General features: G+C 67.7%; 8 protein-coding genes. 7 read left to right on the top strand and 1 reads right to left on the bottom strand.

The genetic code is table 11. The features are described 5' to 3' along the window. Positions 1–96 precede the first annotated feature (96 nt). The 4 genes from ACILR9_RS01130 to ACILR9_RS01115 all read left to right on the top strand — a co-directional run bounded on the left by ACILR9_RS01130 (position 97) and on the right by ACILR9_RS01115 (position 3,397). A complete protein-coding gene (locus ACILR9_RS01130; RefSeq protein ID WP_395708031.1) occupies positions 97–495 on the top strand; it encodes a hypothetical protein in 399 nt (132 codons plus the stop codon). 62 nt (positions 496–557) lie between these two features. Beyond that, a complete protein-coding gene (locus tag ACILR9_RS01125) occupies positions 558–1,394 on the top strand; it encodes an alpha/beta fold hydrolase (protein WP_395708030.1) in 837 nt (278 codons plus the stop codon). A gap of 225 nt (positions 1,395–1,619) precedes the next feature. Continuing rightward, entirely contained in the window at positions 1,620–2,801 is a 1,182-nt protein-coding gene (gene pobA / locus ACILR9_RS01120) for a 4-hydroxybenzoate 3-monooxygenase (protein WP_395708029.1), read from the top strand. Positions 2,802–3,133: 332 nt separating this feature from the next. Beyond that, on the top strand, positions 3,134–3,397 hold the full coding sequence (locus ACILR9_RS01115; protein WP_395708028.1) for a hypothetical protein: 264 nt from the start codon (positions 3,134–3,136) through the stop codon (positions 3,395–3,397). Positions 3,398–3,598: 201 nt separating this feature from the next. Here ACILR9_RS01115 and ACILR9_RS01110 read toward each other — a convergent pair whose 3' ends face one another. Continuing rightward, complete coding sequence (locus tag ACILR9_RS01110) at positions 3,599–4,402, bottom strand: IclR family transcriptional regulator C-terminal domain-containing protein (RefSeq protein ID WP_395708027.1); 804 nt, start codon at positions 4,400–4,402, stop codon at positions 3,599–3,601. 373 nt (positions 4,403–4,775) lie between these two features. On the opposite strand from ACILR9_RS01110, the gene ACILR9_RS01105 reads away from it, so the two are divergent. The 3 genes from ACILR9_RS01105 (at position 4,776) to ACILR9_RS01095 (ending at position 15,309) form a co-directional block, all read left to right on the top strand. After that, on the top strand, positions 4,776–6,269 hold the full coding sequence (locus ACILR9_RS01105; protein ID WP_395708026.1) for a serine hydrolase: 1,494 nt from the start codon (positions 4,776–4,778) through the stop codon (positions 6,267–6,269). A gap of 401 nt (positions 6,270–6,670) precedes the next feature. Continuing rightward, positions 6,671–10,771 carry a Calx-beta domain-containing protein gene (locus ACILR9_RS01100; protein WP_395708025.1) on the top strand — a complete coding sequence of 1,367 codons (4,101 nt, stop codon included), beginning with the start codon at positions 6,671–6,673 and terminating at the stop codon, positions 10,769–10,771. Continuing rightward, on the top strand, positions 10,738–15,309 hold the full coding sequence (locus ACILR9_RS01095) for a VWA domain-containing protein (protein ID WP_395708024.1): 4,572 nt from the start codon (positions 10,738–10,740) through the stop codon (positions 15,307–15,309). Before ACILR9_RS01100 ends, ACILR9_RS01095 begins: the two co-directional genes overlap by 34 nt. Position 15,310 lies beyond the last annotated feature (1 nt).

The raw sequence follows: 15,310 nt of genomic DNA, 5'->3' as shown, positions 1-15,310 counted from the left end.
GTGACGTTATTGCGATAATCGATCTCCAAAAACATCTATCAAAGGTTGCATCCATCCCTGTCCCTTCATAGACTGCGCGTGGGGAGTGGGACGGGGATGATCAGGCTGACGGCCCTGGATGGCCATGAGATCGTAATCGATACCGGGCGGATCGTGCGGATTCGGAGCACCCTGGCAGGGGAGAGCATGGCCGGGAACCGCGGCGCGCAAACCCGCATCGACTGGGCGGAAACGTCCCTGGTGCGCGAACCAATCGACGAGGTCGTCGCGCTGGCGAAGGCCGAGCTGCCGTCGTTGGCTGTCGTCACCGCGCCGGATGGAACCAGGATCTGGTTCGACGCGCTGCGGGTTGTCGGCCCGGTCGCGCTCGCGCCCAAGGACATGGTTGGCGGCGCGCGATCGACCATCGAGCTCGGCGGGCACACCCAGCGGCTGTTTGAGACCGCCGATCGGGTGCGCGCGATCATCCGGGACGCCGGTGGCCAGCCACTGTAGGGTGTGCAGACAGGACGGCAGCCGGTCCTGGCAGCACGGATAGCCATGAGAGTGACGATACGGTGGGTGGCGATACGGTGATCGAGCGATCGTTCGTGCCCATCCGCAACGGTCGCGTCCATGTCGCCGCCTGCGGCAGCGGGCCTCCGGTCCTTCTGCTGCACCAGACGCCGCGCTCCTGGGACGAGTTCCGCGACGTGCTGCCGCTGCTCGGCAGGCGCTACCGCGCCCTTGCCATGGATACGATGGGGTTCGGCGATTCGACGCCCCTGCCGGCCGGCCAGGAGTCGATCGAGGCGTGGGCCGACGCCGCGCACCAGCTGCTGACGGCGCTGGGCCACGATACGGCGATCGTGGTCGGCCATCACACCGGCGCGGCGATCGCCGTCGAGATGGCGGCGTCGCGGCCGGAGCGTGTCGAGGCCTTGGTGCTTTCCGCTTCGCCCTATGTCGATGCGGCGCGCCGTGCGGCGTCGGCCGGGAAGAAGGTGGTCGACGAGGTGACGGCGTCGGCCGATGGCCGCCACCTGATGGAGTTGTGGGCCATGCGCCAGGCCTTCTATCCCGACAATCGCGGCGATCTCCTGGAGCGCTTCGTGATCGATGCGCTGCGCGCCGGTCCGCGCGCTGCCGAGGGCCATCGGGTGGTCGGCCGCTACGTCATGGAGCCGCGCCTCGCTTTGGTGCGCTGCCCGACCCTGGTGATCGCGCCGACCGCGGACCCGCACGCCTATCCGCATGCCGCGCGCGTGGCGGGCGACATCGCCGGCAGCACCCTGGTCGAGATCGAGAATGGCATGGTGCCGCTGCCAGATCACATGCCGGAGCAGTTCGCGGCAGCCGTCGAACGGTTCCTCTCTGGGCTGAAGCAGGCGGCGACGCACACCACGATGCGGTGAAAAAGGCAGTCGCTCATGACCGGGGGCGCGCCACCGGAGCGGCGCGCCTTCTGGTGTGATCAACGATGATCGCGCCGCGCCCCCAGCCCATCTTCATGGGAGCTGTCGCCGTCTTCTGCGACGGAGGGCATCGGCCCAAGTGAATTCGAGTCTTCGCGTTGATGAATGTTGTTTTAGCCCCAAGCAAATCCCGCCTAAGATCGCAACGGGGAGGCGAAACACGTCGTGGCGATACAGCAACGGACACAGGTCGGCATCATCGGCGCGGGGCCGGCGGGGCTGCTGCTGGCGCGCCTGCTCAAGGTGCACGGCATCGACAGCGTCATCCTGGAAGCGCGCTCGCGCGCGTATGTCGAGGCGCGCATTCGCGCCGGCGTGCTCGAGCAGGGTACGGTGTCGTTGATGGAAGAGGCCGGCGTCGCCGACCGACTGCAGCGCGACGGGCTGGTGCACGACGGCGTCGAGATCACTGTCGCCGGCCGGCGCTTTCGCGTCGACTTCCGTGATCTCGTCGGCAAGACCGTCACCGTCTATGGCCAGACCGAGATGACCAAGGACCTGATTGCCGCGCGGCTGGCCGGCGACGGCCCGATCGTCTGGGAGGCGGCCGACGTCGCCGTGCACGATCTCACGTCGGCGCGGCCGAGCATTAGCTATCGTGCCGCCGGCCTCGAGCAGAGGCTTGCCTGCGACTTCATCGCCGGCTGCGACGGCTTCCACGGCGTCAGCCGGTCGGCGCTGCCGGCAGCGATATCCCAGACCTACGAGCGCACCTACCCGTTCGGCTGGCTCGGCATCCTGGCCGACGTGCCGCCGTGCTCGGACGAGCTGATCTATGCCAGTCACGCACGCGGCTTCTCGCTCGCCTCGATGCGCTCGCCGACGCGCAGCCGCTACTATATTCAATGCGCCCTCGACGAGAAGATCGAGGACTGGCCCGACGCCCGCATCTGGGACGAGCTCGAGCTCAGGCTCGGGGCGGATCCGCCGCCTCACATCACGCGCGGGCCGTCGATCGAGAAGAGCGTGGCGCCGCTACGCAGCTTCGTGTCGACGCCGATGCAGCATGGCCGGTTGTTCCTGGCTGGCGATGCGGCCCACATCGTGCCGCCAACCGGTGCCAAGGGCCTCAACCTTGCCGCGTCCGACGTCCACTATCTGTGCCGCGCGCTGATGGCCTTCTACAGGAAAAGCAACGACGATATGCTGATCTCCTACAACGATACCGCGTTGGCGCGCGTGTGGAAAGCCGAACGCTTCTCGTGGTGGATGACCATGCTGCTGCACAAGCTGCACCCCGAGAGGAGTTTCGAGGCGCAGATGCAGCGCGCCGAGCTCGATTACCTGGCCGGCTCGCGCGCCGCCCAGACCGCGCTCGCGGAGAACTACGTCGGGCTGCCGTTCTAGGATCCCTTCCCAGCGAAGCTGGGGAATCCGAGTCAATCCGCCGCGAAAAGGTGAAGCCATCATGTGCGCGGAGATGTTCCGGCCTGTCCAGGCAGTCGCTGCCGGCCAGCGCCGACACTCGCTCCGCCGCTTGCGCCACATCAAGGCCGACTCCGAGTGGGCATCCTAGCGTTGCACAATGGACTATCCGAAGCTGGCCGAGATGGTCGGCGGCCAGATCGTCGTCGAGGATCAGCCGCCACTCATCTTTCATCTGGATGCGCAGCGCGAGGAGGGATTCAGGGCTTTCCTCGATCGGGCTGATCGACGACCAGGAGAAGCGCCTGGCGGCGATGCACAACCGCCTGCCGCCGATCATCGTCATCGCGCTGTATGGCGTCTCCATCATCGGTATCGGCTTCGCTGGCTATGGCAGCGGGGTCGAGGCGAAACGTTCGCGCGTACCCGTGCATCCTATGGGCCTGCTCGTCGCCGCCATGGTGCTCCTGATCCAGGACATCGATCGACCGGGCGCGGGCTTCATCAAGGTAAGTCAGCAGTCCATGGCCAACACCGCGGCGATGCTTGCCGGCTTTCCCGACGAATCGGCGCGCTGAGCGACGCCGTGCCGCGGACCGGCAGGAGGCTGCGCAGCCCACGGGCTGCCGCCATCGCCGGCATCCGGTTCGCTGCCCTGCTGATCGCCGTCCTGCTGCTGTTCCGTTCGTCCGTGCCGAGGGACGCGGGCTCTGTTGATCAGCGCCTGCATCCTGATCGCCAATCTGCACCGCCGGCCCGCGACCTGGCCCGTCGGGGGATCAAAGGAGCTGCTGGCTGAGCGTGTCGACCTGCTCGCGAAGGATGTTGAGGTAAGTGTCGAGAAGGCCGGGATTGGCGGCGCAACGTTCGGCGAGGGCGGGGATGCTGATGGCGCCGACCGCGCTGCCGTCTATACGTCGCAGCGGCACGGCGACGGCGCAGAAGCCCATCGCGACCTCGCGCTCGGTGATGCAATAGCCGTCGGCGCGGCCCTTCAGGATGATCGACCTGAGCTTCGCCTTGTTGGTGACCGCGAACTTGGTGTTGGCCTTGACCTTCGCCGCCTTCAGGCGCCGCTCGAGCTCGTCGTCGGGCAGCAGGCCGAGCAGGACGCGTCCCGCCGCGGTAAGGAAGGCCGGCATGCGCATGCCGGCCGAGGTGGCGAGGCCGAACGGAAAACGCGTCGAGGCATGCGCGATCATCACCATCTCCTGACCGTCCAGCACGCCGACGAAGCAGGCCTCGCCGGTGGCCTTGCTCACCCGCTGGCAGACGGGTTGCAGGACGGTGGCCACGAGGTCGGTGCCGAGATAGGCGGCGGCGAGGTTGAGCACAGCCGGCGTGAGCTGGAACAGCCGGCCATCCGTCTCGGCGTAGCCCAGATCGACCAGCGTATGCAGCACGCGCCGCACGGTAGGCTTGGGCAGGTTTGCGGCGCGCGCCATGTCGCTCAACGTCATCGACGAACGATCGCGGCCGAAAGCGCGGATGATTGCCAGTCCGCGGGCCAGCGCCTCGACATAATAGGAGCCCTGCCCGGAAGCGTGTCGCCTGGCAGCATCCTTCGCGTTCAATCGAGGCATTTGCGGGGTGGCTTATCGCGCCCGCAACCGCGATGCAAGGTTTGCCGCGAGAAGGCGACGGGTGGCCTGGGAGCGGCCCCGGGAGCGGGATGGCCGCGTCGGCCGGCTTGATCGTCGTCGTGCCGGAGAGCCCATGGTGCAGTATGCGAGCCGTCTTCGTTCACGGTGCCTGGGACGACGAAGGCAACGAGAGGCCTTCCCTTTTCCGGGCGTGTAAATCACAAATCTCCGATAGAGGGAGTCCTGCATGATCTTGAAGTGCGCTTGGTCCACGACGGCACTGGTCATTGCCGTTGTCGCCCCGCTGGTCCTGGCAGCCGGTCCGAGCTTCGCCTAGGCGACGGACTTCGGTCGCGGCGAGCCCAGTCTTTCGGTGCGCGGCAAGTACATCGACCAGCGCATCGCCGAATTCATGGAACGCCACGATGCGCCCGGCTTGGCGATGGCGATCGTCCAGGCGCCGTACATCCCGCGCTCGGCCGGCTATGGCCGGGCGAGCCCGGCGCGCGACGAGCTCGCTTCGACACGGACGATGTGGGGTATCGGCCCGATCACCCAGGGCTTCACCGCCGTCGCGATCTTCCAGCTGGAGGAGGCGGGAAAGCTCGACGTCGCCGACACGATCGACAGGCACCTGCCTGATCTCCCGGCGGCGTGGGGCAAGACGACGATCCTCGAGCTGCTGCAGCACGCCTCGGGCATTGCCGACTTCCGCGCGGCGCGCGGCTACGATGCCAACCGGAGTTATCGGCCGGCCGAGCTCTTGGCGCTGGTGGCGGCGACCCCGCCGCTGTTCAAGGCCGGCACCCAGGTCCGCCTGAGCGCCACCAACTTCGTGCTGCTCGGACTGATCGTCGAGCGGACGAGCGGCGTGTCCTATCGCGACTTCGTCACGCGCCAGCAGATCGAGCCGCTCGGGCTGCGCGCCACGATGTTCGTCGAGGATTTTCCGACCAGATCCTTCGCCGACCGGCCGGCGCCTGGCAGTGCCGGCAAGCAGCATACGCGCTTCAAGGCCGAGGTGCCCTTCGTCAACCCCATCGAGCCGGCAACTGGTTACAAGCTGGCCGGCGGGGCGCTCGTCGCCGTCGATCCCAAGCTCTCGGCCAACCTCTTCGCCTTCGGCGGCCTGTGGTCGTCGGCCGAGGACATCAGCGTGTGGGACATCGCCCTGGCGGGTGGCATCCTGGTCAAGAAAGAGGAGAGCCGCGCGCTGATCTACCAGCCGACGAAGCTCGCCAACGGCACGGTCGTGCCGGCGATGGCGGGCTGGGAATTCACGCGCCATCCCGGCTTCATGGAGATCAAGGGATCGGCGCCGGGCTTCAGCGCATACTTGAGTCGATTCACCGCGCCGGCGGACCTCGTCTGCGTGACCCTGGTGGCCAACCGCGAAGGCCTCGACCTGACCGGCCTCGGGCGCGAGATCGCTGAATCCTACAAGGCCGGGTTGGGCGCGGGCGCGACCTCCGACGACGTCGTCACCCGGGAAAGCAAGTTCTCGGTCGACGAGACGGTGGCCCGTCTGGAGGCGCATCTTCGGGCGCTGAACGTTCCCGTGTTCGCCCAGTTCGACCATGCTGAAAATGCCCGCCAGGCTGGCATGCAGTTGCGGCCGACCAGGGTCCTGGTTTTCGGCAATCCCAAGGTCGGCACCAAGCTGATGCAGGAGCATCAGTCGGTCGCGCTCGATCTTCCGCTGCGCCTGTCGGTTTGGGAAGATGAACGCGGTCGCGTGTGGGTGAGCTACCGCGCGCTCGGCCGGTTGGCGGCGGAGGCCGGTATCACAGACAAGGCCACGGTCCTTGCCATGGAAAGCGCGCTCGCGAGCCTCGTCGCGCGCGGCACCAGCGTCTACGACGACTGATCTGATCGTCGTCTCCCCTGCGGGAGCACATTCGAGGGCCATCGTAGCCCGGCGCCGTCGTCGACAGGCAGCTGTTCAAGGTGCTCTGGAATGATTTGCATTGCCCGCGCCGGCGCCGCCATCAATTTCCGGTGTATGCGTTGACTTTGCTGAGAAAGCGGTTCCCAATTCGAGTGGGAAGGCACGTTTACGAAACAGAATTCACGCGTGGGATCGCGACGGCGGGGGTTGTCGCGAGAACGGTGACACCATGAGCGACGCGCTGAGCATCCTGGCTGCGCGCCGGGCCGTGTCAATGAGCTGTCTCGGGATCTCGGGACGGCCTGCGCTCGCCTTTGACGTGGATCAAGCCCGGCGTTGGGCGCCGTGCCAAACAATGAATCCGTTCGAGGGGGTGTGGGATGGCTACGTCGCTGATCAACGGTCTGGGTGGAACTTCAGGATTCGGTGAGAACGCGCTGCCGCGCGCCGACGATTCTCCATCGCTCGAGATCGATTTCACGTCGATCGTTCCGGGCGGCATCGATCTGTTCGGTCAGACCTATACGAGCCTGTTTCTCAACTACAACGGCAGCGTGACCTTCGGGGATGCGCTCGAGGCGTTCAGCCCGACGGCGATCACCGCGGCGACGACCATTCCCATCCTCGCTCCCTTCTGGGGCGATGTCGATACGCGCGGGGGCACCGTGACGGCGACGCCGGGCGGCACATCCACCGGCTCCAATCTCGTCTGGTACGATCTCGATGCCGTCAACCGCGTCTTCACGGCGACATGGGACGACGTCGCCTATTACAGCCAGCATTCGGACAAGCTGAACGCCTTCCAGCTGCGCATCATCGCGGTGGGCACGAACGGCGATTTCGACATCCAGTTCCGCTACGAGGCGATCAACTGGACGACCGGCGACGCGTCGGGCGGTTCCGGAGGGCTGGGCGGCGACGTCGCCGTCGCCGGCTACTCGGCGGGCGACGGCGTGAATTTCTTTCAGTTGGCGCAGAGCGGCAACCAGTCCGGCATGCTCGGTCTGCCGAACGCCAGCAACGTCGCGACGCCCGGCCTCTTCACCTTCAGCGTTCGCAACGGCATCCCGGTCGTTGCCCTGTTCTCGATCTCCGTGGCGAGCGCCGACAAGGCGGAGGGCAACGCTGGCAGCACGGCCTTCACCTTCACGGTGACATTGGCGGGCGACACCTCGACCGCGCGCAGCGTCGCCTATGCGGTCGCTGGTTCGGGAGCCAATCCTGCTGGCGCTGCCGATTTCGCAGGCGGCGCGTTGCCCGCGGGGACGGTTTCCTTTGCCGTCGGCGAGACGTCCAAGACGGTCACGGTGAACGTGCAAGGCGATGCCGCGGTGGAAGCCGACGAGGGATTCACGGTCTCTCTGTCGTCACCGACAGGCGGCGCGACACTGGGCACGAGCACGGCAGCCGGCACGATTCGCAACGACGACTCGGCGGCCGGCGCGCAAGTCAGCATTACCGCGGCGAGCGCAGATCGGGCCGAGGGCAATGTCGGTCCGACGCCCTTCACCTTCACCCTGAGCCGTACGGGCGACATCTCGGGCACTCACGTGGTGAACTGGGCGGTGACGGGCAGCGGCGCGGCGCCGACCAACGGGACTGATTTCGTGGGGGGCGTCCTGCCTTCCGGCTCCGTCACCTTTGCTCCCGGCGAGACGTCGCGGACGCTGACGGTGAACATCCAGGGCGACCTCGTCGTGGAGGCCGACGAGACCTTCACGGTGACGATCTCGGCGCCCGCGCAATCGACCGGCAACCAGACGACCTCGAACACCGGCACGATCCCGTCGACGGGTCAGACCCTGGGGATCAGCCTGACGGCGCCGGATGCCTCGTCGAGCACGAGCGAGGCGGTGAGCGGTCTGGTGAGCCGGTCGGGCGGCAGCGGCACGGGGCAGTACAACATCGCCTTCGTGATCGACCGGTCGGGCAGCACGGCGGACACCTTCGTCGGAAAGCAGGCGATCGCCGACCTGAACGGCGACGGTACGGCCAACACCATCCTGGACGCCGAGATCGCCGGCTTCGAGGCGCTGCTGGCGTCGATCAATGGGCTGGGGCTGGGCAGCGCCAACATCGCGGTGATCTCGTTCGATAGCAGCGCGGCGATGAACATCAGCACCACGGCCAGCGCCGATACCAACCATAATGGCGTGCTCGACGTCGCCGACGCGTTGCGCAGCCTGAAGGCCGGGAACACGACCAACTACGAGGCCGGGCTGCAGCTGGCGGAGGCGTTCTTTCCCGCCACGCTGGCGAGCAACGACGTGTTGTTCTTCCTGTCGGACGGCTTCCCCGATTCGCAGACGGCGTTTGCCGACGAGGTGAATCGGCTACTGGCGGCGAAGACGGACATCCGGGCGTTCGGCGTGGGGTCGGGCGCCTCGCCGACGGCGCTCGACCTGGTGGATGACGGGCTGGCGAACAACAGCGCGACGATCGTGCTCGATCCGAGCCAGCTTTCGTCGGGACTGCTGGGCGGCGGGGTGAAGCTGGCGGAGATCGCGCGGGTCGAGCTTCTTGTGAACGGCGTGGTGGTGCAGACGATCCAGCCCAACCAGCTGGTTCAGACGCCGCTCGGGCTGCAGTACACGGGCACGATGACCGGGCTGTCGGCGTCGGCGGCGGAGCAGATCACGGCGCGGGTCGTGGCGACGGACGCGGCAACGACGACGGTCTCGACCACGCAGACGCTCGAGGTCGCAGGCGTCGCGATTGGCACCTCGACCGCGACCGGCGTCGTGCGCAACGACGATGGGACCACCGAGATCTGCATCGAGACGGCGAGCTCGACGCTGAGGGAGGGTCACGTCGGTGCGACGCCGTTCACCTTCACGGTGACCCGCGAGGGTGACCTGTCGGGCACGCACAGCGTGAAGTGGTCGGTGAGCAGCATCGGTGGGGCGCCGGCCAACGCGGTGGACTTCGTGGGCGGCGTGCTGCCGTCGGGCACAGTGACGTTCGCGCCGGGCGAGTCGGCCAAGACCATCACCGTGAACGTGCAGGGTGACACGGGCGTTGAGCTGGACGAGACGTTCCTGGTGTCGCTGTCGTCGCCGGCGACGGTGGGCGGCGGCAGCGGCAACCAGACGACGTCGAACAGCGGCACGATCGTGTCGACAGGCCAGACGCTGGGGATCAGCCTGACGGCGCCGGATGCCTCGTCGAGCACGAGCGAGGCGGCGAGCGGGCTGGTGAGCCGGTCGGGCGGCAGCGGGACGGGGCAGTACAACATCGCCTTCGTGGTCGACCGCTCGGGCAGCACGGCGAGCACGTTCTCCGGGGCGAAGACGGTTGCCGACCTGAACGGCGACGGCACGGCGAACACGGTGCTGGATGCGGAGATCGCCGGGTTCGAGGCGGTGCTGGCGTCGATCAACAGCCTCGGCTTGGGCAGCGCCACGATCGCGGTGATCTCGTTCGAGAGCGGGGCGGCGACCAACCTGGTGACGACGGCGGGGGCGGACGCCAACAAGAACGGCGTGCTCGACGTGGTCGAGGCGCTGCGCGGGCTGAAGACGGGCGGGTCGACGAACTACGAGGCCGGGCTGCAGCAGGCGGAGGCGTTCTACAAGGGCGCTCCGTCGGGCCAGAACGTGCTGTTCTTCCTGTCGGACGGCCAGCCCGATTCGACGACGGCGTATGCCGACGAGGTGAGCCGGCTGCTGGCGGCGAAGGTGGGCATCCAGGCGTTCGGCGTTGGGTCGGGGGCGTCGGCGGGCCCGCTCGACCTGGTCGACGACGGGCTGGCGAACAACACGGCGACGATCGTGCTCGATCCGAGCCAGCTGACCTCCGGGCTGCTGGGCGGCGGGGTGAAGCTGGCGGAGATCGCGCGGGTCGAGCTGCTGGTGAACGGCGTTGTGGTGCAGACGATCCAGCCCAACCAGCTGGTTCAGACACCGCTCGGGCTGCAGTACACCGGGACGCTGACCGGGCTGTCGGTGTCGTCGTCCGAGCAGATCACGGCACGGGTGATTGCGACCGACGCGGCGGCGACGACGATCGCCACGACGCAGACGCTCGAGGTGCTGTCGGGGTCGACGGTGCAGCTGTGCGACGACCCGACCGCGATCGGCACCATTCTCAACGACGACACCGAGATCTGCATCGAGACGGCGAGCTCGACGCTGAGGGAGGGTCACGTCGGTGCGACGCCGTTCACCTTCACGGTGACCCGCGAGGGCGACCTGTCGGGCACGCACAGCGTGAAGTGGTCGGTGAGCAGCACCGGTGGGGCGCCGGCCAACGCGGTAGACTTCGTGGGCGGCGTGCTGCCGTCGGGGACGGTGACGTTCGCGCCGGGCGAGTCGGCCAAGACGATCACGATCAACGTGCAGGGCGACACCGGGCTGGAGCTGGACGAGACGTTCCTGGTGTCGCTGTCGTCGCCGGCGACGGTGGGCGGCGCAGCGGCAACCAGACGACGTCGAACAGCGGCACGATCGTGTCGACGGGCCAGACGCTGGGGATCAGCCTGACGGCGCCGGACGCTTCGTCGAGCACGAGCGAGACGGTGAGCGGGCTGGTGAGCCGGTCGGGCGGCAGCGGGACGGGGCAGTACAACATCGCGTTCGTGGTCGACCGCTCGGGCAGCACGGCGAGCACGTTCTCCGGGGCGAAGACGGTTGCTGACCTGAACGGCGACGGCGTGGCGAATACGGTGCTGGACGCCGAGATCGCCGGGTTCGAAGCAGTGCTGGCGTCGATCAACAGCCTCGGCTTGGGCAGCGCCACGATCGCGGTGATCTCGTTCGAGAGCGGGGCGGCGACCAACCTGGTGACGACGGCGGGGGCGGACGCCAACAAGAACGGCGTGCTCGACGTGGTCGAGGCGCTGCGCGGGCTGAAGACGGGCGGGTCGACGAACTACGAGGCCGGGCTGCAGCAGGCGGAGGCGTTCTACAAGGGCGCTCCGTCGGGCCAGAACGTGCTGTTCTTCCTGTCGGACGGCCAGCCCGATTCGACGACGGCGTATGCCGACGAGGTGAGCCGGCTGCTGGCGGCGAAGGTGGGCATCCAGGCGTTCGGCGTTGGGTCGGGGGCGTCGGCGGGCCCGCTCGACCTGGTCGACGACGGGCTGGCGAACAACACGGCGACGATCGTGCTCGATCCGAGCCAGCTGACCTCGGGGCTGCTGGGCGGCGGGGTGAAGCTCGCCGAGATCGCGCGGGTCGAGCTGCTGGTGAACGGCGTTGTGGTGCAGACGATCCAGCCCAACCAGCTGGTGCAGACACCGCTCGGGCTGCAGTACACCGGGACCTTGACCGGCCTGTCGGTATCGGCATCCGAGCAGATCACGGCACGGGTGATTGCGACCGACGCGTCGGCGACGACGATCGCCACGACGCAGACGCTCGAGGTGCTGTCAGGGTCGCACGTACAGCTGTGCGCCGATCCGACGGCGATCGGCACGATCCTCAACGACGACACCGAGATCTGCATCGAGACGGCGAATTCGACGCTGAAGGAAGGTCATGTCGGGCCGACGCCGTTCACCTTCACGGTGACCCGCGAGGGTGACCTGTCGGGCACGCACAGCGTGAAGTGGTCGGTGAGCAGCATCGGCGGGGCGCCGGCCAACGCGGTGGACTTCGTGGGCGGCGTGCTGCCGTCGGGGACGGTGACGTTCGCGCCGGGCGAGTCGGCCAAGACCATCACCGTGAACGTGCAGGGCGACACCGGCATGGAGGCGGACGAGACGTTCCTGGTGTCGCTGTCGTCGCCGGCGACGGTGGGCGGCGGCAGCGGCAACCAGACGACGTCGAACAGCGGCACGATCGTGTCGACGGGCCAGACGCTGGGGATCAGCCTGACGGCGCCGGACGCCTCGTCGAGCACGAGCGAGACGGTGAGCGGGCTGGTGAGCCGGTCGGGCGGCAGCGGGACGGGTCAGTACAACATCGCCTTCGTGGTCGACCGCTCGGGCAGCACGGCGGGCACGTTCTCGGGCGCGCAGTCGATCGGCGATCTCAACGGCGACGGCACGGCGAACACCATCCTGGATGCGGAGATTGCCGGCTTCGAGGCCCTGCTGGCGTCGATCAACGGGCTGGGTCTGGGCAGCGCCAACATCGCGGTGATCTCGTTCGAGAGTGGAGCGACGACTCATCTCACCACGACGGTGGCGGCCGATGCCAACAAGAACGGCACGCTTGATGTGGTGGAGACGCTGCGCAGCCTGAAGGCGACTGGCTCGACCAACTACGAGGCGGGTCTGCAGCAGGCGGAGACGTTCTTCGCCGGCACGCCGGCGGGCAACGACGTGGTCTTCTTCCTGTCGGACGGCTTCCCCGATTCGCAGACGGCGTTTACCGACGAGGTGAGTCGTCTGCTGGCGGCGAAGACCGATATCCGGTCGTTCGGGGTGGGATCGGGGGCGTCGCCGACGGCGCTCGACCTGGTGGACGACGGGGTGGCGAACAACTCGGCGACGATCGTGCTCGATCCGAGCCAGCTTTCGTCGGGGCTGCTGGGCGGCGGGGTGAAGCTGGCGGAGATCGCGCGGGTCGAGCTTCTGGTGAACGGCGTTGTGGTGCAGACGATCCAGCCCAACCAGCTGGTTCAGACGCCGCTCGGGCTGCAGTACACCGGGACGCTGACCGGGCTGTCGGTGTCGTCGTCCGAGCAGATCACGGCACGGGTGATCGCGACCGATCCGGCGGCGACGACGATCGCCACGACACAGACGCTGGAGGTGTTGTCGGGATCAGGGGTCGTGCTGTGCGATGACCCGACCGCGGTCGGCACGATCCTCAACGACGATGGCACCGAGATCTGCATCCATCCGGCGAACGCGACGCTGAAGGAAGGGCATGTCGGGCCGACGCCGTTCACCTTCACGGTGGAGCGCGAGGGTGACCTGTCAGGCACGCACAGCGTGAAGTGGTCGGTGAGCAGCATCGGTGGGGCGCCGGCCAATGCGGTGGATTTCGTCGGCGGAGTGCTGCCGTCGGGGACGGTGACGTTCGCGCCGGGCGAGTCGGCCAAGACGATCACGATCAACGTGCAGGGCGACACCGGGCTGGAGCTGGACGAGACGTTCCTGGTGTCGCTGTCGTCGCCGGCGACGGTGGGCGGCGGCAGCGGCAACCAGACGACGTCGAACAGCGGCACGATCGTGTCGACGGGCCAGACGCTGGGGATCAGCCTGACGGCGCCGGACGCCTCGTCGAGCACGAGCGAGGCGGTGAGCGGGCTGGTGAGCCGGTCGGGCGGCAGCGGGACGGGTCAGTACAACATCGCGTTCGTGGTCGACCGCTCGGGCAGCACCGGGAGCACGTTCTCGGGCGCGAAGACGATCGCCGACCTGAACGGCGACGGCGTGGCGAACACGGTGCTGGATGCCGAGATCGCCGGGTTCGAAGCGGTGCTGGCGTCGATCAACAGCCTCGGGCTGGGCAGCGCCACGATCGCGGTGATCTCGTTCGAGAGCGGGGCGGCGACCAACCTGGTGACGACGGCGGGGGCGGACGCCAACAAGAACGGCGTGCTCGACGTGGTCGAGGCGCTGCGCGGGCTGAAGACGGGCGGGTCGACGAACTACGAGGCCGGGCTGCAGCAGGCGGAGGCGTTCTACAAGGGCGCTCCGTCGGGCCAGAACGTGCTGTTCTTCCTGTCGGACGGCCAGCCCGATTCGACGACGGCGTATGCCGACGAGGTGAGCCGGCTGCTGGCGGCGAAGGTGGGCATCCAGGCGTTCGGCGTTGGGTCGGGGGCGTCGGCGGGCCCGCTCGACCTGGTCGACGACGGGCTGGCGAACAACACGGCGACGATCGTGCTCGATCCGAGCCAGCTGACCTCGGGGCTGCTGGGCGGCGGGGTGAAGCTCGCCGAGATCGCGCGGGTCGAGCTGCTGGTGAATGGCGTGGTGGTGCAGACGATCCAGCCCAACCAGCTGGTGCAGACGTCGCTCGGGCTGCAGTACACCGGAACCTTGACCGGCCTGTCGGTATCGGCATCCGAGCAGATCACGGCACGGGTGATTGCGACCGATGCGTCGGCGACGACGATCGCCACGACGCAGACGCTCGAGGTGCTGTCGGGGTCGACGGTGCAGCTGTGCGAAGACCATCCCACGGCAGTGGGCACCATCCTCAACGACGATACGGCGATCCTCACCGCCTACGATGACGCCTACATCGCGACCAAGGATACGACGCTGCACATGGCAGCCTCGAGCGGTGTGCTGTTCAACGACATCGCCGGGCCGCCCGTGACGGCGACCCTGCTGACCAACCCGACGCGCGGCACGGTCGTGCTGTCGGCCAATGGCGGCTTCGACTACACGCCGGCTCCCGATCGTACCGGCATCGACAAGTTCACCTACCGGACGACGGGAGCCAACGGAACGGATGACGCGGAGGCGGTGATCTACGTCACCCCGGTAAACGTCGGCGCCAGCACGACGCTGGCGCTTGTCGCCCTGACCGCGGAACAGCAGATCGCGGCGACCTACACCGCTTTCTTCGGCCGAGGCGCCGACGCCGGCGGCTTCCAGTTCTGGGTCGGCGAGTTCCAGAGAGAGTTGCCGGTACAAGGACCGGCGCCGCTGTTCGCCAACATCGCCAGCTCCTTCGGCATCAGCAACGAGGCAAAGGGGCTCTATCCGTTCCTGGTCAATCCGTTCGGAGCGAGCGACGCACAGATCTCCAGCTTCATCGACAGCGTCTACAACAACCTGTTCAACCGCTCGTCGGACTCCGGCGGGCTGGCCTACTGGACCGGGCAGGTCCGGCAGACGCTGGCATCCGGAAAGTTCGTCGGATCGGTGCTGGTCGATATCATGAGCGGCGCCCAGGACACGGCGGCAGGCAAGGACATGACGACCCTGATGGGCAAGGTCGCTGTAAGCATCGAGTACGTGCAGGAGCAGCAGCGGCTGGGCTCGCTCTGGACACCCGCGGACGACGGGGCAGAAGCGCGGACCCTGCTGCAGGCGGTGACAGCCGATCCGCTGTCGGTCCTGGTCGGCGTCGCCCGCGCGCACGACCTCGTGGTCGCCGACCTGTTGCCCTGAC

The organism is Reyranella sp., from assembly GCF_044224635.1.
Taxonomy (GTDB): Bacteria; Pseudomonadota; Alphaproteobacteria; order Reyranellales; family Reyranellaceae; genus Reyranella.
This window is presented reverse-complemented; position numbering and strand designations above follow the sequence as displayed.

What these genes read in the sequence shown, in the direction of transcription:
- ACILR9_RS01130 (WP_395708031.1), top strand. Translation starts at nt 97, where the DNA reads ATGATCAGGCTGACGGCCCTGGATGGCCATGAGATCGTAATCGATACC.
- ACILR9_RS01115 (WP_395708028.1), top strand. Translation starts at nt 3,134, where the DNA reads ATGCACAACCGCCTGCCGCCGATCATCGTCATCGCGCTGTATGGCGTC.
- ACILR9_RS01110 (WP_395708027.1), bottom strand. Translation starts at nt 4,402, where the DNA reads ATGCCTCGATTGAACGCGAAGGATGCTGCCAGGCGACACGCTTCCGGG.
- ACILR9_RS01100 (WP_395708025.1), top strand. Translation starts at nt 6,671, where the DNA reads ATGGCTACGTCGCTGATCAACGGTCTGGGTGGAACTTCAGGATTCGGT.